Origin of the sequence: Paenibacillus durus ATCC 35681, from assembly GCF_000993825.1 — a bacterium.
Classification (GTDB): domain Bacteria; phylum Bacillota; class Bacilli; order Paenibacillales; family Paenibacillaceae; genus Paenibacillus_AQ; species Paenibacillus_AQ durus_B.
In genome coordinates this window covers 5,341,179-5,367,876 of sequence record NZ_CP011114.1, presented here as the reverse complement: position 1 = coordinate 5,367,876, position 26,698 = coordinate 5,341,179, and the positions used below count along the sequence as shown (strand labels likewise).

26 protein-coding genes and 2 pseudogenes are annotated in these 26,698 nt (G+C 43.9%); 9 read left to right on the top strand and 19 right to left on the bottom strand.

The window, feature by feature from the left end:
* Positions 1 to 42: 42 nt before the first annotated feature.
* The 3 genes from VK70_RS25090 to VK70_RS25080 form a co-directional block, all read right to left on the bottom strand.
* Positions 43 to 642 (bottom strand): TetR/AcrR family transcriptional regulator, encoded by a 600-nt coding sequence (locus VK70_RS25090; protein ID WP_046723928.1) that lies wholly within the window; start codon positions 640 to 642, stop codon positions 43 to 45.
* 60 nt (positions 643 to 702) lie between these two features.
* Positions 703 to 1,758 (bottom strand): alpha/beta fold hydrolase, encoded by a 1,056-nt coding sequence (locus VK70_RS25085; protein ID WP_233277738.1) that lies wholly within the window; start codon positions 1,756 to 1,758, stop codon positions 703 to 705.
* Positions 1,759 to 1,835: 77 nt separating this feature from the next.
* Complete coding sequence (locus VK70_RS25080; RefSeq protein WP_025699176.1) at positions 1,836 to 2,066, bottom strand: hypothetical protein; 231 nt, start codon at positions 2,064 to 2,066, stop codon at positions 1,836 to 1,838.
* Between the two features lie 383 nt (positions 2,067 to 2,449).
* On the opposite strand from VK70_RS25080, the gene VK70_RS26840 reads away from it, so the two are divergent.
* Positions 2,450 to 3,085, top strand: coding sequence for a hypothetical protein (locus VK70_RS26840; RefSeq protein ID WP_025699175.1), 636 nt, complete (start codon positions 2,450 to 2,452; stop codon positions 3,083 to 3,085).
* 326 nt (positions 3,086 to 3,411) lie between these two features.
* On the opposite strand, the gene VK70_RS25065 is transcribed toward VK70_RS26840, so the two are convergent.
* The gene (locus VK70_RS25065) at positions 3,412 to 3,987 is read right to left on the bottom strand and encodes an NAD(P)H oxidoreductase (protein ID WP_025699171.1); all 576 of its coding nucleotides are present in this window, start codon (positions 3,985 to 3,987) and stop codon (positions 3,412 to 3,414) included.
* A 213-nt stretch (positions 3,988 to 4,200) separates the two neighbouring features.
* Here VK70_RS25065 and VK70_RS25060 point away from each other — a divergent pair, with 213 nt between their 5' ends.
* On the top strand, positions 4,201 to 4,590 hold the full coding sequence (locus tag VK70_RS25060; protein WP_025699169.1) for a winged helix-turn-helix transcriptional regulator: 390 nt from the start codon (positions 4,201 to 4,203) through the stop codon (positions 4,588 to 4,590).
* A gap of 432 nt (positions 4,591 to 5,022) precedes the next feature.
* Here the strand turns inward: VK70_RS25060 and VK70_RS25055 are convergent, their stop codons facing one another.
* A complete protein-coding gene (locus VK70_RS25055; RefSeq protein WP_025699167.1) occupies positions 5,023 to 5,880 on the bottom strand; it encodes an SDR family NAD(P)-dependent oxidoreductase in 858 nt (285 codons plus the stop codon).
* 180 nt (positions 5,881 to 6,060) lie between these two features.
* Here VK70_RS25055 and VK70_RS25050 point away from each other — a divergent pair, with 180 nt between their 5' ends.
* Positions 6,061 to 6,567, top strand: coding sequence for a MerR family transcriptional regulator (locus VK70_RS25050; protein WP_025699165.1), 507 nt, complete (start codon positions 6,061 to 6,063; stop codon positions 6,565 to 6,567).
* Positions 6,568 to 6,863: 296 nt separating this feature from the next.
* Here VK70_RS25050 and yidC read toward each other — a convergent pair whose 3' ends face one another.
* The 5 genes and pseudogenes from yidC to VK70_RS26835 all read right to left on the bottom strand — a co-directional run bounded on the left by yidC (position 6,864) and on the right by VK70_RS26835 (position 12,393).
* Complete coding sequence (yidC, locus tag VK70_RS25045; protein ID WP_025699163.1) at positions 6,864 to 7,706, bottom strand: membrane protein insertase YidC; 843 nt, start codon at positions 7,704 to 7,706, stop codon at positions 6,864 to 6,866.
* 774 nt (positions 7,707 to 8,480) lie between these two features.
* A pseudogene (locus VK70_RS25040) lies at positions 8,481 to 9,284 on the bottom strand (AraC family transcriptional regulator); the annotation flags it as partial.
* Positions 9,253 to 10,092 (bottom strand): hypothetical protein, encoded by an 840-nt coding sequence (locus VK70_RS25035; RefSeq protein ID WP_025699160.1) that lies wholly within the window; start codon positions 10,090 to 10,092, stop codon positions 9,253 to 9,255. The pseudogene VK70_RS25040 and the gene VK70_RS25035, both read right to left, overlap by 32 nt.
* Positions 10,093 to 10,360: 268 nt before the next feature.
* Positions 10,361 to 11,371 (bottom strand): hypothetical protein, encoded by a 1,011-nt coding sequence (locus VK70_RS25030; RefSeq protein WP_025699158.1) that lies wholly within the window; start codon positions 11,369 to 11,371, stop codon positions 10,361 to 10,363.
* Between the two features lie 98 nt (positions 11,372 to 11,469).
* Positions 11,470 to 12,393 carry a hypothetical protein gene (locus VK70_RS26835; protein ID WP_025699156.1) on the bottom strand — a complete coding sequence of 308 codons (924 nt, stop codon included), beginning with the start codon at positions 12,391 to 12,393 and terminating at the stop codon, positions 11,470 to 11,472.
* An 874-nt stretch (positions 12,394 to 13,267) separates the two neighbouring features.
* Here VK70_RS26835 and VK70_RS25020 point away from each other — a divergent pair.
* Together VK70_RS25020 and VK70_RS25015 are read left to right on the top strand one after the other, a co-directional pair.
* A pseudogene (locus VK70_RS25020) lies at positions 13,268 to 14,004 on the top strand (glycosyltransferase family 2 protein).
* Positions 14,004 to 14,615 (top strand): glycosyltransferase family 2 protein, encoded by a 612-nt coding sequence (locus tag VK70_RS25015; protein WP_324607970.1) that lies wholly within the window; start codon positions 14,004 to 14,006, stop codon positions 14,613 to 14,615. Before VK70_RS25020 ends, VK70_RS25015 begins: the two are co-directional and overlap by 1 nt.
* Before the next feature lie 396 nt (positions 14,616 to 15,011).
* Here VK70_RS25015 and VK70_RS25010 read toward each other — a convergent pair whose 3' ends face one another.
* Together VK70_RS25010 and VK70_RS28470 are read right to left on the bottom strand one after the other, a co-directional pair.
* On the bottom strand, positions 15,012 to 15,323 hold the full coding sequence (locus tag VK70_RS25010; RefSeq protein ID WP_082210259.1) for a nitrilase-related carbon-nitrogen hydrolase: 312 nt from the start codon (positions 15,321 to 15,323) through the stop codon (positions 15,012 to 15,014).
* 9 nt (positions 15,324 to 15,332) lie between these two features.
* Positions 15,333 to 15,503: a hypothetical protein gene (locus tag VK70_RS28470; protein ID WP_158454089.1), complete on the bottom strand. Its 171-nt coding sequence runs from the start codon at positions 15,501 to 15,503 to the stop codon at positions 15,333 to 15,335.
* 83 nt (positions 15,504 to 15,586) lie between these two features.
* Here VK70_RS28470 and tlp point away from each other — a divergent pair, with 83 nt between their 5' ends.
* Positions 15,587 to 15,811 (top strand): small acid-soluble spore protein Tlp, encoded by a 225-nt coding sequence (gene tlp / locus VK70_RS25000; RefSeq protein ID WP_046723922.1) that lies wholly within the window; start codon positions 15,587 to 15,589, stop codon positions 15,809 to 15,811.
* Positions 15,812 to 15,926: 115 nt separating this feature from the next.
* On the opposite strand, the gene VK70_RS24995 is transcribed toward tlp, so the two are convergent.
* Entirely contained in the window at positions 15,927 to 16,406 is a 480-nt protein-coding gene (locus VK70_RS24995; protein ID WP_046723920.1) for a DinB family protein, read from the bottom strand.
* A gap of 56 nt (positions 16,407 to 16,462) precedes the next feature.
* Positions 16,463 to 17,005: a hypothetical protein gene (locus VK70_RS24990; protein WP_046723918.1), complete on the bottom strand. Its 543-nt coding sequence runs from the start codon at positions 17,003 to 17,005 to the stop codon at positions 16,463 to 16,465.
* 97 nt (positions 17,006 to 17,102) lie between these two features.
* Here VK70_RS24990 and VK70_RS24985 point away from each other — a divergent pair, with 97 nt between their 5' ends.
* The gene (locus VK70_RS24985) at positions 17,103 to 18,017 is read left to right on the top strand and encodes a phosphatidate cytidylyltransferase (protein ID WP_046723916.1); all 915 of its coding nucleotides are present in this window, start codon (positions 17,103 to 17,105) and stop codon (positions 18,015 to 18,017) included.
* A gap of 149 nt (positions 18,018 to 18,166) precedes the next feature.
* Here VK70_RS24985 and VK70_RS24980 read toward each other — a convergent pair whose 3' ends face one another.
* From VK70_RS24980 to VK70_RS24965, 4 genes are all read right to left on the bottom strand, one after another.
* Positions 18,167 to 18,766, bottom strand: a complete 600-nt coding sequence (locus VK70_RS24980) for a TetR/AcrR family transcriptional regulator (RefSeq protein ID WP_046723914.1) — start codon at positions 18,764 to 18,766, stop codon at positions 18,167 to 18,169.
* Positions 18,767 to 18,830: 64 nt separating this feature from the next.
* Complete coding sequence (locus tag VK70_RS24975) at positions 18,831 to 19,883, bottom strand: alpha/beta fold hydrolase (RefSeq protein WP_233277737.1); 1,053 nt, start codon at positions 19,881 to 19,883, stop codon at positions 18,831 to 18,833.
* 156 nt (positions 19,884 to 20,039) lie between these two features.
* The gene (ppsA, locus tag VK70_RS24970; RefSeq protein WP_025695476.1) at positions 20,040 to 22,643 is read right to left on the bottom strand and encodes a phosphoenolpyruvate synthase; all 2,604 of its coding nucleotides are present in this window, start codon (positions 22,641 to 22,643) and stop codon (positions 20,040 to 20,042) included.
* Positions 22,644 to 22,946: 303 nt separating this feature from the next.
* The gene (locus tag VK70_RS24965; protein ID WP_025695475.1) at positions 22,947 to 23,759 is read right to left on the bottom strand and encodes an N-acyl homoserine lactonase family protein; all 813 of its coding nucleotides are present in this window, start codon (positions 23,757 to 23,759) and stop codon (positions 22,947 to 22,949) included.
* A gap of 188 nt (positions 23,760 to 23,947) precedes the next feature.
* Here VK70_RS24965 and VK70_RS24960 point away from each other — a divergent pair, with 188 nt between their 5' ends.
* Positions 23,948 to 24,964, top strand: coding sequence for an N-acyl homoserine lactonase family protein (locus VK70_RS24960; protein WP_025695474.1), 1,017 nt, complete (start codon positions 23,948 to 23,950; stop codon positions 24,962 to 24,964).
* Between the two features lie 30 nt (positions 24,965 to 24,994).
* Positions 24,995 to 25,603, top strand: coding sequence for a TetR/AcrR family transcriptional regulator (locus tag VK70_RS24955; RefSeq protein WP_025695473.1), 609 nt, complete (start codon positions 24,995 to 24,997; stop codon positions 25,601 to 25,603).
* A gap of 14 nt (positions 25,604 to 25,617) precedes the next feature.
* On the opposite strand, the gene VK70_RS24950 is transcribed toward VK70_RS24955, so the two are convergent.
* The gene (locus VK70_RS24950) at positions 25,618 to 26,592 is read right to left on the bottom strand and encodes a phosphotransferase (RefSeq protein ID WP_046723910.1); all 975 of its coding nucleotides are present in this window, start codon (positions 26,590 to 26,592) and stop codon (positions 25,618 to 25,620) included.
* Positions 26,593 to 26,698: the final 106 nt, after the last annotated feature.

Here is a 26,698-nt window from a genome sequence, read left to right as displayed (position 1 = left end):
GGCCATCCTTTGTAGATAGCTCTATCATTTGAAATGATTGAACTAGCGTTTCCCGTTTGTCAATAATCGCATTAAGAAGTCCACATCCGGTAACCCGTACTCTTCCTTCTCAACCTCCTCCAAAATAAGACAATTGATGATGTAAAAGTACCAGGCCAACAGCTTCTGTGGATCTCCCGAGGAGAATTCTCCAGCTTGCTGCCCTTGAACAAAGATTGGAATCAGCCTGTCGAGTACAACATCCACTGAATGTTGTTCTAGAATCCGTGCCGCCGCCTCCGGAATTTCATCCGTCTTGCGTGCCCTTAGAATGAACATAAATGCATATTTACTGCTCTCGTCCAGCATGCCTTGGGTTAAAGTCTTGATTTGTTCAAAGGGAGAGCCGGACAAATATTGAAGGTTCTCGGTTTCCTTCTTCGCTTCCTCCATTAACTCCTGAACGAGCGTGGTGAACAGCTCTTCTTTGGATTTGAAATACCGGAAAATAAGGCCTTCGCTGATACCGGCTTCCACAGCGATCATACTCGTCTTCGTTCCCGGGTATCCGCGCCGGGCAAATAGTTTAAGCGCCGCTTGCTTAATCTGTTCTCTGCGCTCGTCGCGGATCAGATTCAGCTGGTGTTTATTTAATGGGGACAATGACCTCAATCTCCAATCTTATTAAGGAATTATCCTCATAGTACCACGAAATCTCTACATTTATCTCATCTGCAATTCGTTCTCTGTTCCTTCCGCTAGAGGACGTACCCGCTGCATAAGTTCCTCTAAGAATTGCTCCGGCCGGGAAAAACAAGCAAGATGGCCGGCATTCCGAATCTGAACATATTCTTTGAAAGGAGCTTCAATCTTATCGAAGTATGCTTTTGCCGTTGCAGTGGGCGTTATGATATCTTGATCGCCATGCATAATAAAGAAAGGCAATTCAAAGCACAGTCCAGCCTTGTCGAAGTCAAAAGCCACTAACTCGTCAAACAGGTGGCCAAGGGTGTAATTCATCCCTTTGAAAATATGAATCAGATCACTGAACTTGTGTTCAGGGGAAGAGAGCATAGATGGCAGTATGAGGTCCATAATCATATTTGGCACATCGTTGATCACTTTAACGATATATTGATTCCTCAGTTCGAAATTTTTACGGCTCCATCGCGTTGGATCCGGTCCCATTTTCTCAACCAAATGAACCCCCTTCGAGTTACCTGCATTACGGAGAGCGTCGAGCGTCAAATTGTACGTTTGATGCTGAGGATCCGGAGCATTTTGATCTGTACCGACATAAGCATAAAATAGGTCAGGACGCTGTTTAGCCATCATAATTCCAATCAGACTGCCTACTGAACTGCCGATGAGAATCACTTTCCGATGCCGGAGTTTGTTGCACAGATATTCCGCCAACTCGATGCCGTCCTGAGCAAGGCGGTCGAAGGTGATCGTACCACTTACGTCTTTTCCGTTCCTAGTGAACGTTTTGCCGGCGCCTCGCTGATCCCATTGAACGATTATGAAATGTTTCTCCCACGAACGCAATAACGGGCTGAAAATGGAGTACGGGGAAGCTGGTCCGCCATGGATGAACAATAGAACGGGATTATGATAATCCTCTCCCCGTATGGTTACCCATTGGTCGATACCGCCGATTTTAACATAACGGCTTTCAACGATACGATTCGGCGTATGAACCTGAAGCAGCCTTGCGTTTTTACGCCGATTACGTTTACGCAGTAATAAATCCGGCAGGATGTTCTTTTTACTCATCATTTGCAACTCCTTCAGAAGGTGAATTTAATGAATGAGTAACTCACTCATTATTAAAGTATATCTTTTCCCGCTTATTGTCAATCGTGTGAATTAGCTCTACTAAGCTGCCCGTTTATCAACGGGCGAACCTTCGCGCTCGCGAGCGCTGTTGGACGCTCCTCCAGACCGTGGTCAAGCAGATCCACGTCAATGACGAGCGCAATGTCGAGGGCATCAAAATTGAGCTTGAACCGACCGTCTAAAAGCATATTTTTGAGTCGGCCCCTTCCGCCAAAACGGCGGAGGGGGCTTTTGATTTCCGCAAGCAAAAGTCCTCCTCCAGGTACCGCATCATTCTGTGACTAAAAAAACGGCGAAGAAGTCCGTTTGCGAAAACTTTTACACCGAGCATGGCTCATACCAAACTCATCCCGTGCTTTTGAAGGCTCCTGCGAGTTTTTCCACAAAAAACTTGACACTATTTATGGTACGGTTCAGCTTAACGGTCCATCGGCGAAAAATTCGCCTAAGTGTGAATCGCGGCGGCGTTCCGGGCTTCAAAAGCAACTTGCGTTTTCGCAGCTAAGCTCTGCAACGTAGAGCCTACCGAACTACTGCCAAAAACAACGAGAGCGGAAGCAGCGAGGCAAGTTCTCCATAATCCCTCTCGAATCATTCACCGAAATCAATGGAATGGAAGAAACGTCCTTTCTTGGACAAGATGATCGACAATGAAACTCCTGCGAAGGAGCTGGTGGCGTGGTGTAATGACAATGGATTCCCGATCAGCCTTCCCACCATGTATTCTTACATGAAACGGCGTTCCGAAGCCATTGCGAACGGAATCACGATGGAACTGCCCCAGCCCAAGCTTCATGAGGAGAGCATGGAGAGAAAGATGGACGGGATGAAGAAGGCGTACTCCAAAGCACACCAGCAGCGCAAGGAGAAGCGTGCTCAAACTAAAGTGAAGATTAATCAGGATCTTGCAGACCAAGACAGTCCGAAGCGTATCCGGCATGACCTGGAGTTGTTAGATGAAGTGATTCAGAAGGGCTTCAAGACGTTGAACATGATAGAAGTGATCAGCCCTGTTATTGCCATCAAAGCTATTGAGATGAAGCACAAGCTCACCAATGGCAGCGCTGGCGACTATACGGATTATGGGCTGGAGGAAATCAAGCTGCGTGAGGCTGCGCGGGAGAACGCCATCGTAGAAATCATGTTAAACCACATCCCGCCCGAAAAGCATAATGAAGTTTTAGTTGAAATGGAAGAAGCTACTCGCGCTTACTACGAATCGTTGGGTCTTGGCGAGGCATACCGGCAGATGGAGGTCATGAATTGATTGAGCCACCCAATGGAGCAATACGATCTTAGCAAGGGGGGATGACGATCACATGGAACAGATTTATGTGAGTTCGATGGTAAAGCGAATACAGAAACGGCTGAGCCATAGTGATAGCGGAACGACTTTCAAAGAATCAATTAAGAATGCCGTCACCATTGGCGTTGATCAGTTTATACGGCATCTTCAGTTAGGGAGAGCACAAGTGAATACGGTGTCTGACTTCGAAAAAATGGTTTGAAAATTCTCTGCTCACATAAGGTGAAATCACATTATTGGGTTATCGCATTTCCGACTCCATAGAGTTCAGACTTAACTTAAGGCTACTATTCCTTAGCATAATTCAACCCTAATTGATGAGCTTGGTTAAGCAGCAGCTCATAATGCCTGGAATTGGAATCCAAAGTCTCATACAAAAATTCAACCTTAGAATTGGAAACACCGCAATAATCTGCAATTCCCACATTGAGCAGATGAGTCATCATTTCATCATAGTTACGCTTTTTCATCTGTTCTTTGGAAACGCCCGCCAAACCAATCCACAAGACATGCTGATGATGAAGCTGGTTCGAACCGTACGCAAACCCATTGTTCCATACACGGTCAATATAACCTTTTAGCATGGCTGGCAAATGCCACCACCAAATCGGAAAAATAAATGCAAGGGCATCATGCTCCTTCATTCGACTTATTTCCATTTCCACCTCAGGGGAAAAGGGCTGTTCCGAAGCTGACCAATCAGGTTCATCTACCCCCTTTAAAACAGGGTCAAAGTCAATCCCGTGTAAATCCAGTATCTCATAGTCGTGGCCAGCCTCGGCAAGACCTTGTACGAAACGATCGGCAACCTTAAAGGTAAGGGAATCTTTTCTCGGGTGCGTAACAACGCATAACACTCTCATGCTTGTATCATCACTACCTTTCTCAAGAGCTAACTTGTAGCCATGATCCATGGCTGATGCTATTATAAACAGTACCCGAATGATCTGGAAGTACGCACTTTCAAGTTCTATAGGATGATACAAGTGCCATAGGAACATGGAAGTACCCTAGATTAGATGCCCTAGAAGTTATGTCCTTAGCAAAAACACGTCCTTGTAATGGAGGAATAAAAGATGACTGAAAAGAGGGAAAATAGCGTTCGAAAGAAGTATAAAGTTGGAGTGGAGGCAGCATTAGAAGTAATGGGGGGGAAATGGAAGCCTTTAATCATCTATCATTTGATGACAGGACCGAAACGGACTTCTGAGCTTCGCCGGTTAATCCCCGGCATTACGCAAAAAATGCTAACCACTCAACTAAGGGGCCTGGAAGAGGATGATATTGTTGCACGAAAGGTTTATAAAGAGATCCCACCTAAAGTGGAGTATAAGTTAACTCCCTACGGCTGGGGATTAAAGCCCGCGCTAGACCTTTTATGCTATTGGGGAGAGGATCACCTGGAAAAGGTTTATGGCGACAGATCCAAGGTCTTGGAAGAATTTGATGAAAGCTGTACAAAGTAAATTTCCATACTTAATAGAATGGGTATTGGGGATTGCCGATGGGCTAATCTAATACTCGGACATTGCAGGCCAAGTAGCATGCCCGAGCCCTCATGAAACGTAGGCTAGGGCTGTTTTTGCACGCAACTTTCGTTTAATTTGATACCGTCATTTCTCATCCGTCACCGTCATGCACTTGCCTGCTACTCATATATATCAGCCTTCCTAGATACATCATTACTTTTATCCTTCTCTTTTATCTTTCCATAGGCCTAAAAAACGGTGGTCATGAAACTCTTAAAAACCGTCTAGAGAATGTTCCATATAACCCAATTTTTCGCCGTCACTTATGGTACGGTTCAACTTACTTCATTCACTTATAAAGCAAATTCCGTAAAGGAATCGTCTTCCGTAGATATTTCGAGATTCGCGGCTGAAAGAAGGAGCGCGGCTTTAGGCGCGCTCACCAAGAAATTCGTGTCTGTAAATCGCATTAATCCTATCCAAAACGTTCCGCGCTTGATCTTTAAATTTTAAATCTGCAACCTGACCTTTCAGCAAAAACACACCAGTCTCATTACAGTGTTCCCCGAGGGCCCCTTCATACAACTGGTTCGCGCCGTGGGTAGGTGGAGAGAAAAACAGCTTCATTAGCAATTTAACCACTATGGGCAGTCCGGATTTTTTTCCTTTTTTTAGCGTATTATTGCCACCCGGGTCAACGCTGCGGATCTTAATGCCTTCCTTGGCAAGCTGCGATGCGATAGCCTGAGTCCACAGCGAAAGCGCCAGCTTTGAAGTGGCATAAGGACCGAGCAGTTTGCGGAAGGTTTTGGGGCGTTCCAGGGTTTCGATATTAAACTCTTTCACATAGTTTAGTGCTGAAGATGAGGTATTGACCACCGTTTTTAAGCCGCCGTTTTTTAAGAGTTCCTTCAATTCCATCAGAATGATATATGGAACGACCGTCATCAGTTCATAATGTTTCTCGCGCCCTTGTTTCGAATAGCTCAGTTCGTGAAAGCTTCCGCCGGCATTGTTGAACAAGATGTCGATCGGCCGCTCCTTTCCTTTGATCTCTTCCAAAGTACGTCTCAAGCTGGCATAATCGGCGAGATCCGCTATTTTATAAATGCGAAGCCATCCACTATTGATAGCTTTTTGGATTCTCATATCATCCGCAGGAAAGTCGGAACGGTTCAAAGCAACCACCTGCCAGCCCTCCGACAGCAACTTCCGTGTTAATTCCAACCCGATCCCGTTGCTTGCGCCAGTAATCAGTGCGATATTTTCACGTTGGTTCGTGTTCATTGTACGTCTCCTCCTGATGGCGGGATATTTCCCCCCTGATAGCGCATATTCTATAACTTGGAGTCGACTCCAAGTCAAGGCACGTAAGCAAAGTTTTTGTCCTAAGGATAAGAGACTTGACTTGGAGCTAGCACCAAGATGTATAATGCACAAAAAAAGCAATCTCCGGGAGGAAACAGGATGATGGCAGAGCAAACCTTTACAATAAAGCAAACCGCCGAGCAAACCGGAATCTCCGAGGATACGATCCGTTATTACGAAAAGATCGCGCTGCTACCTCGGGCGGACCGGAAGGACAACGGGCACCGCATCTACCGGCAGGAAGACATCAATACGATCCGGCTGATATCCTGCCTGAAAAAAACGGGGATGCCGCTGGAGGAAATGCGGCCGTTTTTGGCGGTCTCCGCCGACGCAGATCCCGGAGAATATCCTGAGCTGGTAGAGCACATAAGGAGACACCGGGAAAATATCGTCAGCCAAATCGCCTCGCTGCAGCAGGTCGTCGATTTTATCGACATGAAGCTGGAGGAGGGAAGATACCGCCGGGACTGCTCAGATGAAAGCCAGGACGGCATGTCGGAGAAACTGAGGGGGGAACCGAAATCAAAGCCCGTCTCACCTGTTGAGATGAGTTATTTTTCTGTATCAGCCAAAACGGGAAAGCCACCGGCTTCCGTAAAATAAGCTCGAAACATCATAAGAGAGAAAGTGCAGGAGACTTTGGCGGCCTTTAACAGGTTTGGGCATAAATATTCAAGACGAAGAAATATCTATGCTCTAAGCACCGTAATGAGTGCACAGCATTGCAGTATCAACGTTCAGTTTGATTTTCTGCTTTACCACTATTTGTGATACGATTCTCCGCGCTGTCTGTAACGGCAAGTTTTAGGACCATCCTTTTGTTGGATGGCCCTTTCATTTTTCTCATTATGTTGAACTATGTCCCCCGTTAACGAGCCGCCAACATGACTGGTTCCATTTTATAAATCTTCTACACCAGTGGATAGGTTTTTACTCACTACATTTGGCTTCGTGTACATTTTATTGAGTATGATCGTTTGCACGATAATGAATATACCGCCAACCGCCCAATATAATGGTAACGCGGCGGGCATCACAAAAGAAAACACACCCATCATGATCGGTGACAACAATCCGATGAAAGCCATTTGGTTATTTTGATTTTGCTGATACTGCGCTGAAACGGATTGAGACACGCGGAATTGAACGTAATACACCGCAGCGGCAATAAGCGGCAAAATCATATCTGTTTTCCCCAAGCTAAACCACAGAAAATCGTGAGCTGCAATCTCTGGGGTACGACGAATGGCGTAGTAAAATGCGAGGGTGATCGGCCATTGGAGAAGCATCGGTAAACACCCCATGTTTAAGGGATTAAATTGATGCTTCTGGTAGAGCTGCATCATCTCGATTTGCTGTTGTTTTTTTGCATCCGCACTGACGCCGTTCTTATACTTCTCCTTAAGTGCAGTTAACTCCGGCTGGAGGACGGCCATCTTTTCTTTCATGTCCATTTGTTTCTTGGTTTGAATCATCATGAGCGGCATGATCGCAAGTCTGATGATGAAAGTCATCATCACGATTGATAATCCGTAATCTCCGTGAAATGCATTCGCGAAAAATTTGATCAAGATCGAAAATGGATAAATAAAATAGTGGTTAAATATCCCTGGTGAATCGGCATTAATCGAGTTTAATTGGGATGCTGTCGAACACCCCCCGAGCACAATGATCGGAATAACCCCAATCAACATGACGAGAATGGGCTTCGCCCATTTTTGGAGCAATAAAATCTTTTTCATCGTTGTCCTCCCTAATTGAAAGTATGGAATATCAATGTAGGGAAGGACCATTGTCGTCTTCATCAGGTGCTTCTCTTCGTCTGGCGGTACGAACTATCCACCGCTGAATGCTGTTGGGTTGCGACAGTCTGACAGCCACAAACCAAGTTGAACCGGCTGCAGCAATTTGATGATCCCATTGTATCTCTTGTACAGAAATATAGGTGTATGGAAGTAATACTATGGAAGAGATGAGAGCGATCGTGAATGCCAATTGAACCAAGTCATAAAAATGCTCCAGTCAAGTTCACCTCCTCATGAGCCATACATGAGCCATATTGGAAAAATTTGAATAATGATTATACGTTAGAAAAAACTGTGTGGTTTCACTAACCTGCCTGTTAGCTCAAAACCTTTTTCAGAAAATTTTGGTGCATATATCATATTCGTGACCTAGAGCCAAGCCCCTCCCACTTCTGACACTTTTCTTTCTCAGCCTCGAGGAGCCTCCTCCGCTCACTGAGCCCTCTTCCTTCCGTGGGATGTGACGAGGATGTTCCACTCAAAATACGATAGCCCTATGTACCTTTTCAGCGTTACCATAGCCCGGAACCTACACACATATATACAAATCCATGCCCCGCAAGGAATTCCGCAAAAAAAACTTGCCCTTATTTATGATACGGTTCACCTCGCTGTCTGTAACGGCAAGTTGCATGAATGCAAATAGAGAGAACCTCTGAATAAGGGGTTCTCTCCTGTTCCCGATTCATGATCTTAACGGATTAGCCAGACTCATTTCTGAATTACAGGTATCCAAATTTCGCTTCGGAAAGTAGGCGAAGATGAATCCTTGCTCTCATTCCATATCATCTCCGGCCCTCTGGCCAGCTCGTAACTCGCGGAAGGAAACCACTCTGAATAAATACGTCCCCAGACGTTCTGCAACGTTTCCGGGAAAGGCCCCACCGCCTCAAATATAGCCCATGTCGCTTCTGAAACCTCTAATGTCACAAACTTCTCGGGACACTCTTTAGTTGTCGTGGCTACCCCGATATAGTGATCCACAGATCCCTTCTCCTCCATACGCTCCTCCGAGAAATTAAATGAGGCTTGAACCATTCCCCGTGGAACCATATCCGAAAGTGCCTTCAACTGCGCAATGTCCTCTGGTGTTAAGCTTCACGCCATGGACTCAATTTCCGAATTCACACCATGAAACTGGATGGGCACCCTTCTCATGATACCCACGATTCGGAAAGATCTCTTCTTTTCAATGCGATAGTTCATACAGCTTCCTCCCTGAACGGTTAATTGAAAGGTCATTCGTGGGTAAGCTTTAATAGACCCCGTTTGGGATTTTACCGAAGAGGGCGGGAACCCGTGTAAGCCTTGAAAGGCTCTTGAAAAAGCGTCAGCAGAGCCATAGCCGTATTTCACCGCTACATCAAGAATTCTCACATTATCATTCTGAAGCTCAAATGCCGCAAGCGTTAGGCGTCTTCGGCGGATATATTCCGATAACGTGATGCCTGCAAGGAACGAGAACATTCTTGAAAAATGGTATTCAGAACAGCAAGCAATTCTGGCTGCCTCCCTCAAATCCATGTCCTCGGCAACCATCAAGTGCAGCCTGCATCCGTGACACACGATCAACCGCAGAAGCAAGGTCTTCTTCGTGCCTGCTTTTCTCCGCAGATAGATACTCCGCAAGCTTGTCCTGACGCCGGGACTCGTTACGAAGGCGTTTCATTTCTTTTTCCGCTTTCTGCCGGAGGTCCGATTCCCGGTCCAGCTTGCGTTTTAACGCCGCAATATGTTTTTTCATATCGACGCCATGTTTCTTGTTTGCAACAACAGCAGGATTGAGGGGCTCAGCAAGGCGATGATCATCACTTTGACCATTTCCCGCTGCAAGCTCTAGTAGACGCTTCTGCACTTCTTCCGTATAGTCCGGATAAAACCGCAGGGCCCAATAGTAATGCCAGTAGCCATATTCTTTTATTTTTTCATTCTGTGCGGCCAGAAACGCCTCGGCTGATTCTTCTTCCTCGTCATACAAGTCCAAGACGGCGGACAAAATGGCGATCAACAGCTTTTGCTTGCCTTCTTTTTGCTGCAATTCAGCGCCAAGATATTTATTAAAAACCACATCCGGAAATGGTTTCTTTGGGTTAAACCGGATCGGCCATTTCATATACGCTGCCATCGTGCGCTTTTTCTTGTTGGATAGCTCCCGGAGCAAGGATTTCATCGACTCGATAGGAAAGGGTTTTACAGATTCCTCTTGGATTCTTTGCTTGAAGGAAAGGGTCTCTTCTCCTTCCAGATCAAGAACGAAATCATCAGGAATAGAAAACCCCAATAAACTTGATATTTGTTTCGTGTTAATGGGGTATCCCTCCATTAAATGGTGTGCTGCGAAAATACACCTCTACAGAATGCACGTTCTGCAGGGGAATGGAGAATGTTACTACTTCAAAAAAACGATTGCCAAAATGCTTGGAATTAGCCAATCCCGGGTCAGCCAGCTTAAGCGTAAATATGGACTCGGCAGAACCATGTAACCTAATCGTTACCTGACCAACCCTGCGAGTTTCGTTATTTATAGGATGTTATACTAGTTTTATATAGCATTATAAAGAAGCCCTTTTCAATGTCTGTTTCTTTCTTCTTTATAGCTCTTTTACAACCTGTATATTATTAATGAAACCTTTGTCGGGAATGAATAGTGGTGTATACTTCTGAGTATTCATATTATACTCATAAAGTCCACGTTTCTTATTAACAACAGAAATTGTATAGATCTTAGTTCCATCAAATGAAAAATTCGCATCCCCTACTTGTAATCTTGCACCTTTCCATAATTTTGTATCTATAGAATGGTCGGCCAAGTCGTAACTAATGACTGTAGAAGGAACTTCAGCGTCGTTGTATTGTTTATCACATAGAGCAATAACATAATTATCGTTAGTCATTATGCTTCGTATCCAATAATTCTTACTAAAAAGTTTCAAATTATTTTTAAAATTATAATCAGTTTCAAAAACAGTGTACTTAGGCATTTTAAAATTATTTTGACCGACTGGTCCGTTCTGATGCGTAAGACTATAGTTTCTTTCTTTCATAGAGTAAGTGGATACATATATTTTTTTATTTTTCTTATCAATTGTTGCAGCTTCGATAATCGTATCATTATCTCCCCAGAAAGACATTTCTTTTGTATCAATATTTATTGAACCAAGCTTTAAAACTTCCTCTCCCTTCAAACTAGCTACAAAAAACAATTTATTTGTTGCTACTGGAATAATATAATTGATCGCAAACAGATTGTCTGTTAATTGAATGTCTTTATTGTTGGATAAATCTCTAACAAATATTTGATCTCCATATTTTTTTTCGTCTCCTACTCTTTTAGTGTAGTAGACTAATTGATTGGGTTTATCATAATAGCCTAAAGGATATTGAGCAGTATAATCAAATTCAAAAATTTTTTCTACTTTTTTTGTCGAACTATCATAACTTAATATTTGAGTTTTTATTTTCCCATTCGTGTTTGTGGTGGCATAATCTGAGTAAGTAAGGGAAATATAATCTGCTGAATAACTCTTCCCGTTAGACGAACACGAAAGTAACAGCATCGCCATCAATAATATAAAAATTGAAATTTTTAAATGTTTATTCAAATCAATCTCCCCTTAAGATATGCTTTAATTAATTATGCCTATGGCATAATCGCCATAGGCATAATTTTCAACATCAAAAAAATTGATTTTTTAAAAATTTAAAATTGATAGAAGTATCTTCCACTAAAGGATAATGTATCGCTGTACATATGTCCAAAATACTCGCTATTCCAACCCCAAAAGTAATTGTCCAGTACTGCATCAGGAAGCTCACCAATATCATTCTTATAGACAGTTTTTAGAATATTATTGTCCAAACATCTCGCGTTAATTGCAGTATTATGTTTAGGATTATCTATTTGTCTTTTTGTTGCAACATCACCAGCTCCAAGCGTTTTCCCACTTGAACCTACCGTACCCGATCCGCCAACCCCGGCGCGAAAGACTGTGAATCTGCCCTCCCCTGTAACTGCACCCGAAGTAATCACTATTTGTTGCCCTGTGCCATAATTATATGTACCTTCAGGCAAACGTCCCGGATAAGGTACGGTGGAAGTTGGAATAGAAGTAGCTGTAACTTGTTCTGTAGCTATATCCTTATCAACATAAATACGGTTGATAAGCCCATCCGAACCGTACATGACCACTGTACCTGGAACAGGATCAGGAAGATCATATTCTAAATTCACAACAGGTAAATTCTTTGCTGATTCTTTCACAGAATTAAAAAAAGCATCTTCCGCAGCTCTTCCTGCTACATCGGGAACTTCAGTAGGATCCGATTGTTCTGAATTTCTAGCATTTTGTGAAATTGCAGAATGGTCAGCGGCACTCGTGTCAAATGTAATGATAGGTTTTTGATGTGAGTCATAAGTAAGAATAGTCCCCGGTTTCATTTTTTTTGGAATTTTATTTTGTATTAATTCTAAATCAGTTTGTACTTGCTGCGATGCTTGAACCCCTTGTTCGATCTTTTGCTCAGAGCCGGTGGAAGCATCCGCTACCAGAACATTAGACGACAGCAGTAAAACAGTAGAAAAACTTACTGCTACCCACTTAAAATGCTTCTTTATCAATTTCATAGATATTTTCCTCCTTGTTAGCTGCATATAGATTTTTTGAGTGTGTTACGAACGATAGGATAGTTCCACAAGACTTTTGGAACTTTCTTGCACATAAAACAAAATTTTTTATTTTCCTCCTCTCGACGAATAAAATAATCCCCCCTAAATTATACAACTTGAAATCATAAGAATATGTTACAATAATCCAACAAAATTCTTTTAATTTCCATATTTACAAAACGGAGGAATTGTCTCGACGGGTGTTTCCTTCTGTTTTTCCTTCATATATTCGTTTACAAGTCGATCGCCGCCCGAATATATTCGGAGTCCCGGCTAATCGTTTTGTGCTTTCCGGCCAGGCTGGGTGGTCCGGCGCCATCAGTGGATGAAATTGATACTCGCTCTTTACGGCTTGGGAACAAATACAGGTTTGAAGCGTGTCAGCGCCGGTGATCATGGCGAAAGCTACAAGGACCTGCTTTACGTCCGGAAGAAATTCATTCCATACGTTTGCGGGTGGTGTCAGCTACGCTGGTATTGGGCCGATTCGGACGAGATCCGCACGTAGCCGTCCGGCAGCATAGATTTTTCTTGTCCCTAAAGGCATTCTCTTCAATATATTGTAATGCTCTATTCAAATGAACAAGCCCACCCAATTGAATGACCTCCCTTCAGGTACAGAATAACAAACCTTGGAACGACCCATCCGACATCTCATGCACAGTATTGACGGGTTATAAAAAAACTTGCCGTTACTTATGGTACGGTTCACCACGTTGTATCAGCATGTTTTTATGCTTATTCTCCATGGTAGATTTGCCGTTACCCTTGTCTATCTATTACATATTGTATAGTGAGATATTCTAGTATCACGGATAAGGGGAGCGATGTGATGGACGCCAGCCCAAGACAATCTATCAAACAGCAGGGAGTTTTCATTATTACCTGCACGAATCGCCAAGGTTATGCAGGGAACCTGTTTAAGAATTACAGTAGACAGCAGCATCCACGGAAAGAGCTCATCATTATTTTGAACAACGATAAAATACCGCTTGCGCCCTATCAGCGCTTAGCCAAAAAGCATAAAAACATACAAGTGTTCCGCGTTCCGGGACATCAATCTCTCGGTGCTTGTTTAACTTTGCCGTCCGGAAAGCAAAATACAGCTACATTGCCAAGTTCGATGACGACGATTATTACGCCCCCTATTATTTGACCGATAGCTTGCAGGCATTTAAGAGAACTAAAGCGGATATTATAGGAAAGCGCGCACATTATATGTATTTACGAGGATCGAAGACTCTTATTCTTCGTTTTCCCCAGGATGAAAATCGGCCCGCAACCAAGCTTCCCGGCGCTACACTGGTCATTAAACGGGACGTATTAAACAAAGTGCAGTTTCCTAACCAAAGCGTTGGGGAGGATGATCTGTTTTGCGTAAGAAGCAAGAGAAAGGGATACAAGATTTATTCTGCGGGAAAATATAATTTTGTGGCCATTCGCAGGAAAAACTCGTCTAACCATACCTGGATCATCAGCGACAAAGAACTTATCGCCCACCATAAAACAATCCCTAATGTTAAGAACTACAAACGATTCTCACAAAGAAAGCCAAAGGGCGTTCTCTAATGGCGGGACCCGAAATCTCCAGTGCTCAGAATGCGGTTTCCATCATTACTTGCACCAAACGGCGGCAATGCATGGACACTCTTTTTCATAATTACAGCAGGCAGAAGTATCGGAATAAAGAGCTGATCGTCATATTAAATCATAACAACCTGAAGGTGAGCGAGTATACAGAGGCGGCAAACCCATATAAGAACGTCAGGATCTACAGCTTGCCTGCTCATGTCTCGCTAGGGAATTGCCTGAATTACGGAGTTAAATTATCCAAATACAAGCTCATTGCTAAATTCGATGATGACGATTATTATGCTCCGGGTTATTTAACGGACAGTGTGCGAATCTTGCTAAAGACAAACGCCGATATTGCAGGAAAACGAGCCGACTATATGTATCTGAATGGTAAAAAAGTGCTTCTGCGTCGTTACTATAATATGGCTAATAAGCAGGTTCCCCTTGTTCAAGGAGCGACCCTGCTCGTACGACGGCACGTGTTCAGTAAGGTTCATTTCCCGAATCGAAATCGGGGAGAATGCGTAAAATTTTGTGCTGATTGCTTGGCAAAAGGCTTTAGGCTTTATTCAGGAAGTCCATATAACTTTTTACGCGGTCCGTAGAAGGAATTCTAAAGATCATACCTGGATCGTAAGCGATAAATCTCTATTAACAAGAAATGCTAAAGTGCTGAAGGTGAAAAACCTTAGAAAATTTGTATCCCGAGGCTAAGCTTCTGTATCTCGTCAAAAAAGGCCGCAAGCTCCAAACTAAAAAAACCTCCAGATCACCCAAATCTGGAGGAAAAGAAAAGGTTATGAAGAAAATTACAAAGATTATACTAACATAGTAAATAAAAATAATCCGTGGAATTACCATTAATTTGGAAGTGTAAGTAATGGATTAGCAGGAAATAAATAAACACCAAAAATTGTATATTCATAAATTAGTATGTATGCTTTTTAACTTCCGCAATCAAATCCTTACAATCTTCCAAGTCTTTGCGAATCGTATGTTCTTCATTTTTCTGCTGTAATTAGTTTTTCTTCTTGTCCTGCATTGACTAAAATATTTCCATCATAATCTATTACCCTGCTGTCTCCTCTAAAGGTTATGGACTCATTATTATGATATTCCGTGCTTATACTATTGGCTAAAATCAAATACACTTTGTTTTCAATCGCCCGAATTCTCATGATATCAAGGGTTCTTTCCTGACAGGTTAATGCAGTATGGCAAATAATTTGCGCCCCTTTTAGCATTAATTCTCTTGAGCTTTCCGGGAACCACCCTTCGAAACATATAACAATTCCTACCTTACACCCATTGATATCAAAGACTTACCCGTTAGGAATTTCTTCTGCGATTTCCATCAATTCGCTTGCCGAGTCAAAAAAATAACCTGTTGAGAATAGCTCAGGCATAACCACCAAATCGACCGAATCTGCCGAATGATTGATTAGCTTCTCAAACCTCCCGCAAAATCTCATTGTCATTTTCTTGATACCCATGATTTGCATAAAATCACCCAATCGCGTTCAAGCTACCTGTTAGTGCTCCAATAAGCACTTTAAACTCCAGGAGGCGATAACGAATGGCAAAACCGGATAATCGGGAAGACAATGTTGAGCATTTACAGCAAAGTATTCAGAATACACAGAGAAATCTTCATGAAGCTGAAGACTATTTAGATGAATTTGCCTCTGAAATCAGCAGCGAGGAACGCAAGCAAATCGAAGATAAGAATGAGCGCCGTAAAGAGAGTATTAAAGGCTTTCGGGAAGAAGTAAAGGACGAAGCGGCACATTCGAAAGAATAGTTAAAAAATGCAGATCCGGCCTGAAAAGTTCAAACGAAGCTGGATCTGCGCTTTCTTAGTCCGTCTCCCAATTCGGACAAGCCGATTACTGTCCGGAATCACTAACCCGGGCACCTTATTCCCTCACCGTTGCCTTCCACAGCTTGCGGATATAGACCATTTGCCCAATATGATAGGCATTGTGGGTCGCTGCGTTGCTGATGATCTCCCACCATTTAGCCGGTGCTGGAAATCCTGTCACTCCGGCTTCGAGGCTTTCTTCGGTCAGCAGCTTCTGCCACCCTAGAAGCACATCTAGAAGTTTTGCATTCAAGTCGCGAAATGTAGTGTTTTCCGGTATGACAAAGCTGTTGTTGTTATCTCCAACAGGGGGTACAGCGTCCATCCGGTGCTGCTGGTACCTGATCTGCCACGTTTCATTCCAATACAGCAGATGCTGGGTAAGCTCAGCGATACTGCTGCTGTTCGGGTCAGGCTTCCAAAAGGCTTCTTCCTCCGTGATATCCCGGGCCGCCTGCATGAACGGGATATACCAGCTCGGGTCATTAGCGTTGGCTAATAATTGATTGCTAAGGACATCCTTTGCATGAACCATTTTCTCTCCCCTTTCAACTGGATACTCGAAGGTTAAGGAATCCGCCGCACTCCTTTTCAGAGCTCCGGCTCGTACTCGCTTAATTTCCCTTCGTAGATCAAATGCAGACGGTCGTTTTGCCGAAAATCATCCGGTGTAACAAGCGCGGGCAGCTTATTCCACAGCTTTATACCGGACCGCTCTAGAATTTCCGCGACGAATTGCGAACAAAAGTAGGAGTTGCTGAATTCGACCGGTTCTTTTAGCGCGACGCCGATCAAGCCCAGAATGTTATAGAGGTACTTTTGGCGGCTTCGGATAAAGATTTGCAGAACCCGCTTCATTTTCTCAACTTCCCGGCTTGTTACTCGAAGCTCGTAGATGACGCACGTCGTATTCGGATACTTGCTGAATGTGCCTGTCTTGAGATCCTCCTTCACAAATCCGCCATTCAGGGGGTTGCTCGGATGCTTTCTCCCGAAGCTGTACAGCTCCGAAAGCTCCCGGTTGAAGGAAATCGAGGCGTGATTGTAAGGCGCTTTCGTATAGCCTTGAATGATTTTCGTAAAAAGTGTTCCGGTATTCGTAAGCAGGATAAAGACCGATCGATCAGCTTCCATTTACAAATTTTCCCCTTATCAAGTTCGAACGTTTCCTTCATAATAACATAAGATCCCTTTCATGGAATCTTACCCTTGGGCAAGTTGGTGATTGGCAGTGAACAGTTCGCTATTAACGATGGTTCTTATTTTTGCAGGCTTATCCGTCATCCATCTCCTGTATTATGGGATGGGCAGAATACAGCCGGACAAAGACTATACGGGACTTGGATTTCGCATCAAGACCTGGTGGGGCATGTTTCTCATTTTTTGCTTGGCTACCCTTTTTAACCCGGCCGTTTCGCTCCTTTCCCTAATGGTGCTCACCTTCTTCGCGCTGAAGGAATATTTTTCCATGATCAAGTCAAAAAAAGCCGACCGCAGACTGTTTCTATGGGCGTATTTGTCGATTCCCGTGCAGTTCTATTGGATTTATATCGGGTGGTACGGGATGTTTATTGTCTTCATTCCTATCTATGTATTCTTGTTCCTTCCGCTCCCTAGGTTGATCAACAAAGGAACGGTCGGTTTTCTGCGCAGCGTCAGCCAGGCCCAATGGGGACTCATGCTAATGGTTTTCGGACTTAGCCACCTGGCCTATTTCCAAATTGCCACACCGCAGTACGGAGCGGGTCTTGTGCTTTTTCTGGTGGTGCTGACGCAGCTTGGCGATGCTGTAAACTATCTGGCATCAATCTATTTCGGCAAACGGAAGGTCGTCCCGACCGCCAACCCGAGTTTGACTTGGGAAGGCTTCGCATGCGCATTTCTCGTAACGACAGCGGCATCTTATCTGATCTACCCCTACCTGACGCCGCTTGACCTGACTTTCGGTATCTTTTCCGGCATGCTGATCAGCCTAAGCGGTTTTTTCGGCAGCTTAACCGTTTCCGTACTGAAGCGGGATTTGTTAATCGGCGATGACGATAAGTTCGATGCGTTGAAAAAAAGTTACTTAAGCCGGGTCGACAGCCTGACCTACACCTCGCCGGTCTTTTTCCACGTGATCCGTTATTTTTTTGATTTTATGTAGGTGTACCGTCCAAAACTTTATCCGCGCCTTTTGCATAGATTTCAACAAGAAAACTTGCTGCCGTTTATGATACGGTTCACCGTGCTGTCTTTAACGGCAAGTTTTGGGGCCATCCTTTGTAGATAGCTCTATCATTTGAAATGATTGAACTAGCGTTTCCCGTTTGTCAATAATCGCATTAAGAAGTCCACATCCGGTAACCCGTACTCTTCCTTCTCAACTTCCTCCATAATAAGACAATTGATGATGTAAAAGTACCAAGCCAACAGCTTCCGTGGATCTCCCGAGGAGAATTCTCCAGCATGCTGCCCTTGAACAAAGATTGGAATCAGCCTGTCGAGTACAACATCCACTGAATATTGTTCAAGAATCCGTGCGGCCTCCTCTGGAATTTCCCTCGTCTTGCGTGCCCTTAGAATGAGCATAAATGCATATTTACTGCTCTCGTCTAGCATGCCTTGGGTTAAAGTCTTGATTTGATCAAAGGGAGAGCCTGACAAATATTGAAGGTTCTCGGTTTCCTTCTTCGCCTCTTCCATTAACTCCTGAACGAGCGTGGTGAAAAGCTCGTCTTTGGATTTGAAGTATCGGAAAATTAGGCCTTCGCTGATACCGGCTTCCGCAGCGATCATGCTCGTTTTCGTTCCCGAGTATCCGCGCCGGGCAAATAGTTTGAGCGCCGCTTGCTTAATCTGTTCTCTGCGTTCGTCGCGGATCTGATTCAGTTGGTGTTTATTTAATGGGGACAATTATCCTCAATCTCCAATCCTATTAAGAAATTATCCTCATAGTACCACGAAATCTCTAAATTCATCACCTCGGCAATTCGTTCTCTGTTGCGGTCGCTAGAGGACGTACCCGATTAATAAGTTCCTCTAGGAATTGTTCGGGCCGGGCAAAACACGCAAGGTGGCCAGCATTCCGAATCAGTACAAAATCTTTAAAAGGAGCTTCAATCTTGTCGAAGTATGCTTTTGCCGTTGCTGTTGACGTTATAATATCTTTATCGCCATGTATAATAAAGAAAGGCAATTTTAAGCACAGTCCAACCTTGTCGAAGTCAAAAGCCGCTAACTCGTCAAATAGGCAGCCAAGGGAGAAATTCATCCCTTTGAAGATATCGATGAGATCGCTGAACTTGTGTTCAGGGGAAGAGAGCATAGAGGGTAACATGAGGTCCATAATCATATTTGGCACATCCTTGATCGCTTTAACGATATATTGATTCCTCAGTTCGAAATCTTTGCGGCTCCATCGCGTGGGATCCGGCCCCATTTTCTCGACCAAATGAACTCCCTTCGCATTGCCTGCATTACGGAAAGCGTCGAGTGTCACTTTATACGTTTGATGCTGAGGATCCGGAGCATTTTGATCTGTACCGATATACGCATAAAACAGGTCAGGACGCTGTTTAGCCATCATAATTCCAATCAGACTGCCTACTGAACTGCCGATGAGAATCACTTTCCGATGCCGGAGTTTGTTGCACAGATATTCCGCCAACTCGATGCCGTCCTGAGCAAGGCGGTCGAAGGTGATCGTACCACTTACGTCTTTTCCGTTCCTAGTGAACGTTTTGCCGGCGCCTCGCTGATCCCATTGAACGATTATGAAATGTTTCTCCCACGAACGCAATAACGGGCTGAAAATGGAGTACGGGGAAGCTGGTCCGCCATGGATGAACAATAGAACGGGATTATGATAATCCTCTCCCCGTATGGTTACCCATTGGTCGATACCGCCGATTTTAACATAACGGCTTTCAACGATACGATTCGGCGTATGAACCTGAAGCAGCCTTGCGTTTTTACGCCGATTACGTTTACGCAGTAATAAATCCGGCAGGATGTTCTTTTTACTCATCATTTGCAACTCCTTCAGAAGGTGAATTTAATGAATGAGTAACTCACTCATTATTAAAGTATATCTTTTCCCGCTTATTGTCAATCCCGTGAATTAGCAGCACTGTGCAAGTTTTAGGGCCATCCTTTGGAGGACGGCCCTTCTTTGACCTCATTTTGCTCAATGCCGTTCTAAAATTTCGATATACCCTTCTGTTCCATTCACGCGAATTCGTTGCCCGTCTTGGATCAGTCTGGTGGCATTTTCCACCCCGACAACTGCCGGTAAGCCGTATTCACGCGCGATAACTGCTCCATGGGTCATCAGTCCGCCAACTTCGGTGACTAGACCTTTTATAGATACAAACAATGGTGTCCAGCCAGGGTCGGTAAAGGAAGTGACTAATATATCTCCATCTTCCAGATCGGCATTTTCCATGTTTAAAATGACACGCGCTCTTCCTTCTATCACTCCGGAAGAAACAGGTAGACCTACAATCGCATTAGTCGGCAAATTTTCTCGTTTGTACTCACCGGAGAGTGTTTCACCATCAGACGTGATGACACGCGGGGGAGTTAGTTTTTCATAACATTTGTACTCGTCTATTCGTTTGGTGATGATCTGGTAATCCACTTTATTGGTGCGTACGGCTTCGTGAAGTTCTTCAAAAGTGAGATAGTAGATATCTTCTTTGTCATGGATAACGCCAGCTTGAACGAGTTGTTCGGCTTCTTTCAGTAAAGCCTGCTTATAAACGAAGTAGCGACTTATTTTGCCGTATTTTGGATATTCCCGGTAGCCGATGAAATTCCGGATGAGGTCGATCATTCGTTTGGTTTCTTTCGCTTTTTGTTCACCGTCCGGTAATTGCTTCAATCGATCTAATAACTCTTGTTCTTTTTCTAAAGCTTCCTGCCGCCCTTGCTCAAATTTCCGATTGCCGGCATTTGGCTCAAAGTTCTTGATGTTACCAAGAATCATGGGGACAAGTGATGCTGGTTTTTCGCTCCAACGAGTTTTCGAAATATCGATTTCTCCGGCACACCGCATTCCGTATTTGCTGAGATAAGCATGGATAGCGTCTCGGGTTTCCCTTCCTCCATCAAACTTAACCAGTTCATCCAGAAAGTTATCTTCTTTCACATGCTGCAAATAGTCAATGACTTCCGGGTATGGACGAATCACATCCGCGACACCCAGCAGCGCCAGACCCATTTCCGAAGTAATATTGTTTGGTACAGATTGAGAAAGCGTATCTGCTGCGTTTTTTTCGCCTAACCACTCGTTCATGTTTTCATTGATCCATGATGTAGCATTTATAGCAGCCATAAACACAGCTGTACTTTGTGGGTCAAATAAGATCTTCTTTAATTGCTGGATATCTTCCAGAATAAAATCGAACAAATCCGATCCTGATTTCGCTTGGATGTTTTGTTTTAACTCTTCTATCGAGGTTTGACTACGCTTAATCAAATCAGAAACGATTGTCGGATCGTTCTCGAATTGTGCCAGCATATCTGTATTACTTCTGCCCAGAATCGGTGCTCTTTGATCATTTGGTAACAATTTTATAAAATCCCGCTCTATTATAGTCATGAGTGCGCCTTGTATAAGCGGATCGGATCCCATGGTATTTAATAAAGCTTCCCGGCCGTCAGGTGTAGCCAGCCTAGATGCAACATCAACAAACAACCTCCCACCGGCTTTACGCATAGGTGCAGGAGTAATTAACAGGTAAAAAGACAATCCCAATGGTTTTATGGGATCTGTCATCATTTGTTGATGGCCAACAGATAGATAGACGTGATTCTCTTGATCATTCGCTTCTGGGATCGGGTATATCGTCGTGATCGGCCGACTCTGGACAATATAAAAGGTATCATCAGCCAAACACCATTCGATATCTTGCGGGCATCCAAAATAAGCTTCGATCTGTCTTCCGATGTGTGCCAGTTGTAAAATTTGTTGTTCAGAAAGGGTTTGAATCTTTTGCCGATCGGGATCGATCTGCCGGGTCTCTGTTCCGCCTTCTTTTCGTCCATAAATAGCCAATTTTTTGGCTGCTATCCTCTTCTCGACGATTTCCCCTTCCCGCACTTTATAACAATCGGCAGATACCAAGCCGGAGACCAGAGCTTCTCCAAGCCCAAAACTGGCATCGATGGATAGCAGCTTTCGGTTGGAATTAATCGGATCAGCGGTAAATAAAATCCCTGAGGCCTGCGGGAAAACCATCCTTTGAACGATAACGGATAGATAAACTTGACTATGGTCAAATCCATTCTGCATACGGTAGATTACCGCGCGATCCGTGAACAGGGAAGCCCAACATTTGCTGATATGCTGCATGATTGATTCTTGGCCGATGATATTTAAATAGGTGTCTTGTTGACCGGCAAAAGAGGCATGCGGCAGATCTTCGGCAGTCGCACTAGAACGCACCGCATAAGCATGTTCATTACCAAACCGGGAGAGATATTGAGTAACTGCTTCCACAACTCCGGAAGGAATTGTTGCTTCCATAATGATTTGTCGGATTTTCCTGCTAATTTCGCCAATTTGATCTCGATCTTCTACTTTTAGCGGGGTTAGTCGATCCAGCAAAGCATAATAAGTTTCGTTATGTTCGATGGCTGCTTGATAGGCCGCCGTTGTAACACAGAAGCCTTCTGGTACTTGTATTCCTTCCATTTTTGATAATTCCCCTAAATGCAGCCCCTTCCCGCCAACGAGCAAAAGCTGTGTTTCATCCATTTCCTGAAAATCAAGAACCAAACAACTCATTCAACATCTCTCCTAAAATTAAATTGAGAAAAGCATTTGACAAGAGTTTAGGGGCATGGTACAATTAAATTGTAAGATGAGTTAACTTTGAATATTTTTATCAAAAAAATGCACTTTGATTATATCATTGTGTCTGTATATAGGCAATATAAAAGAACCTGCTTTATCAGGTTCTTTTTTTATGCAGTCACGCTTAGTGACCACCCCCTTTTTAAGGGGTTATTTTCATTTCTGTCCGGCAAAGTACTCATCCATATCCGGAACTTGCCACTAACCCCTCATTATGTCCATTATCACACCTTTTTAAGTTATGATTTGAGGTGCAATCTCGAGATCGTGGTTGACAATGACCATTCTGCAATCGTCCCTTTTGGAAAATTCGCCCAGCCATCTTAGAGATTTATCCGCTTCTTCCACACTTGTCGTCACACCCGGCAGTATGTGCTGTTCCCACGATTTTCTTGCATACCCTACGTCGCTGCCAAGCAAGACCCAGCCGTCATCGGTTTTGACAAGTAAAGAAACCATACCTACACTATGTCCCGGTGTAAGTACCAGGTAGATCGTACCATCCCCGAACAGATCCAAGCCTTTCTTGTAAGGTCCGTGAGGGATAGACTTCATCTCGAACTTTTCCATGTTCACGCCTTCCCACATGGATTTAATATAGTTGCCATCTTTTTGCGCCGCATTCCACTCTAAATCAGAAACAATAACACGCTTCGCGCCGGCAACCTGTTTGAGTCCGCTGACATGGTCGGAATGTAGATGTGTCATAATGACAAGATCAAGATCCTTATCCGTATATCCCAAACGCTGCAGTTGTTCTCTGATGGATTGTCCTGGAGGCAATATTCCCGTGATCATGGTGCTTGCCAAGAAGCCCAGATGCTTGCGCACGTCCACGCGCATATCTTCATGCCAGCCGGCATCAATTAATATAAGCCCCTTCGGGTGCTCAATCAAATAGGCGGATACGGGAACCCACATTCTCCAGCTCTTGGGACGCAGCCAGCCCGAGAATGGCAATGGGTGAAGGGTTTTCTCCTTAAACGGCAATGCACGATCAACATTGACACTTCCAGTGTGTAGTACATGGATTTTAGTTTGGCTCATGTTTCTCTCTCCTCGTAATTAAATGATGTATCATCTATATCCGATAATAAGTGACACGTCATCTATTGTCAAGGAAAATCTACAGTGCTATTTCATCCAGTCAGGGCTGGTTATTGTTGACAAAATAAAATCGAGCTCATACAATTATTTTAGTGAACGTTTAATAAATAATGTGGGGGAGATACCCAATGAAACTACACATTTTACAAACCGGCTCGACCAAACTTCCTTATGGACAGCTTTACAGCGGAAAAGAAGGATGGACCGGAATCGGCTCATTTTGGCACATGGCCACAGACAAAAGCCACTTTATCGAAGTACCCATTCACGCCTATTTAATCGAGCATCCGAGCATCGGACCCATTCTTGTGGACACGGGAATTAGTTGGGATCAGACCCATCGGCACAAGGAGTACTATAAAGGAATATTTGGTGCTACAACAGATGACGACGAGTATGCTCTGTCACATGAGCAGGAGTTGCCTTATCAACTGGAGCGGTTAGGTTATCGATGTGAAGATATTCAACATGTTATCTTAACCCATCTGCACGAGGATCATGTTGGAGGGTTGCAGTATTTTAAAAGTGCCAAAACGTTCGTCTCCCTTAAGGAATGGCAAGCACGGTTTGAGAAGATACTCGGTTTTCGACCGATTTATTTTGAATCGTCCTACGCGATGGTACAAAACTGGGAATTTATTGACTTCACTTCCGGTTCAGTTCCCGGGTTTGCCACGAGCCATGATATATTCGGCGATGGAAGTATCGTTATGGTTCCGACGCCTGGACACTCTGCAGGACACAGCAGCTTATTGCTGAATATGGGAGAATATGAATTGTTCTTGACTGGGGATTGTCTATACACTATTAGACATTTAGCTGTGGACCAGATCTGGTCGTTCATACCTGGGAATAAGGAGCGAGTGTCTCAGTATGTCCAATCAGTAAACAGCGTAAATCAATTACGCAAAGCAAAGCCAGATCTGATTATTGTGCCTAACCATGACCATTATGATTATCAGTTCAAGTACTTGCATCCCTTCTTTTCTGACGGAATGTTATCTTTAGAAGAACGAAACCTGCTGAAACAATACGAACAATCGTTGTTTGATGCTACTGGCATGCTTACTTCGAAATCGCTGCCACATTTTGAGAAACCTCAACAAGGACAAGCGGTTGGCACGGTCCGGTCAGAAATACAATAGGATTTTTTCACCTAAATCGGGAGGAACATTATGCCAAGAAAAAAAACCATGCATGCCGAGGAACGAAGAAACTCTATTCTGCAGGCAGGATTGCATATTTTTACTCAAAAAGGTTACCATGGTACCAGTGTGAGGGAGATCGCTAAGGAAGTTGGCATGAACGAAGCGTTACTTTATTATTATTTCCCAAGTAAAATTGACCTGGTGAAGGCAATCGTCGACATGCTTACTTTTGAAAATATCAAATTTATTCAACTTGCAAAAGCACAAGAGGATCCTGTAGAAACACTGAATGTGATCGGGAGACAGTTAATTCGATACATCAATGAAGATGATTCGTTCTTACGACTATCCTTTTCTGTTCTGTTTGTTGACGATAATGAAGTAAAAGCTCCGTTAGCAGGATTTTTCGAACAACGAACACAGGAACTAGTGACTCTATTAAAACCAAAGCTAGCAGTGATAGATGAAGAAGAATTACGCATGTCCATCGATGCTTTCTTCAACGGAATCTTCGGGTACTATATTGCTAAAAAGTATTACCAAGTGTCTCATTTACAGCAAACAGATGACAATGCTTATGTGTCCTTACTTGCGGAGAAGCTGGCCGCTCAGTTTCCCCCCGCACGCGGGAGATAAAGTCTTCCAATGTTTCAAAGCATCTGAAGGGCACTCTGCATATTAAACTCCATGATTTGTTTAACTAATTCTGCGTCCGGATATCCTCTTTGAAGCAACCGGTGGGGACCAGCACTGTAGGAAATATGATGATACAGCTTATAGAAAGCCATCCTATGGGGGTCCAGCTGAGTATGCTTCAAGTAACGCCTGTAGTTGTCGAACCGGAACTCCATGAAGCTGTGTTCGTATTCAGGATCGAAAAACAAGGCACCTTCGATATCGATCAGCCACGGACGCAACTGATTGTCCACGAGAACATGGTTCGGTCCCAGCTCAGCATGGATAAAGCTGTAACACGATCTTGTTACGATTTTTGCAGCTAAATCTTCTATTACTTGAACAAACTTGCCGTGATGATTCTGAAATTCCGAAATATTAGCGGACAAATACTCCAGCTGCCGGTAAGCATTTGTTAGCATGGGTAAATGACACCCGGAAGGCGCTTCCGGTATCGGTTCATGTAGTTTCCCCCAATGTGCCCTAGTTTGTTGATGCATTCTGTTCAGCATCCCGGCAAGAGGTTGGAATACTTGATCTTGAATTTCGGGATCAGCTTGAAAGAAATCCGAGGCTTCTTTTCCATCGATGTACTCGACAAATGCGAAATCCGCCTCGCCCTCAAGGCCTCCCGGTTCAAAGTGATAGAGTTCCGGTGTACGAACCTGTAGGTTCCTCAGACAGGCGTTAACCGTTTGAAATGGTTTCCCCCCGTAACCGGATAGGGGTTCCGATGGTTCCTCTTGCTCCAGCTCTTCCCGAAAGTAGTTCATCCGCAAATCCCAAACATACAGAATAAAACGAAAGCCGTTCGAACAACGAACCAAATAAACGATCTTCTGCGCTCCGCCGCGCAGCTGCACTGCCTCTTCCGGATGATACCCCTTTCCAAAGATCCTTTCTACCCAAACCCCGAGTTTTCCCTGTAATAAATGACTCCATCCGTCCATATTCCGCTCTCCTTCTATTGAATTATTGTATGATCAATATAGGTGATTTGGGAAAAAAAGTATAAACTGTTTCTTATTCCATATGAAAAGCCCAAGGAATTTGGTT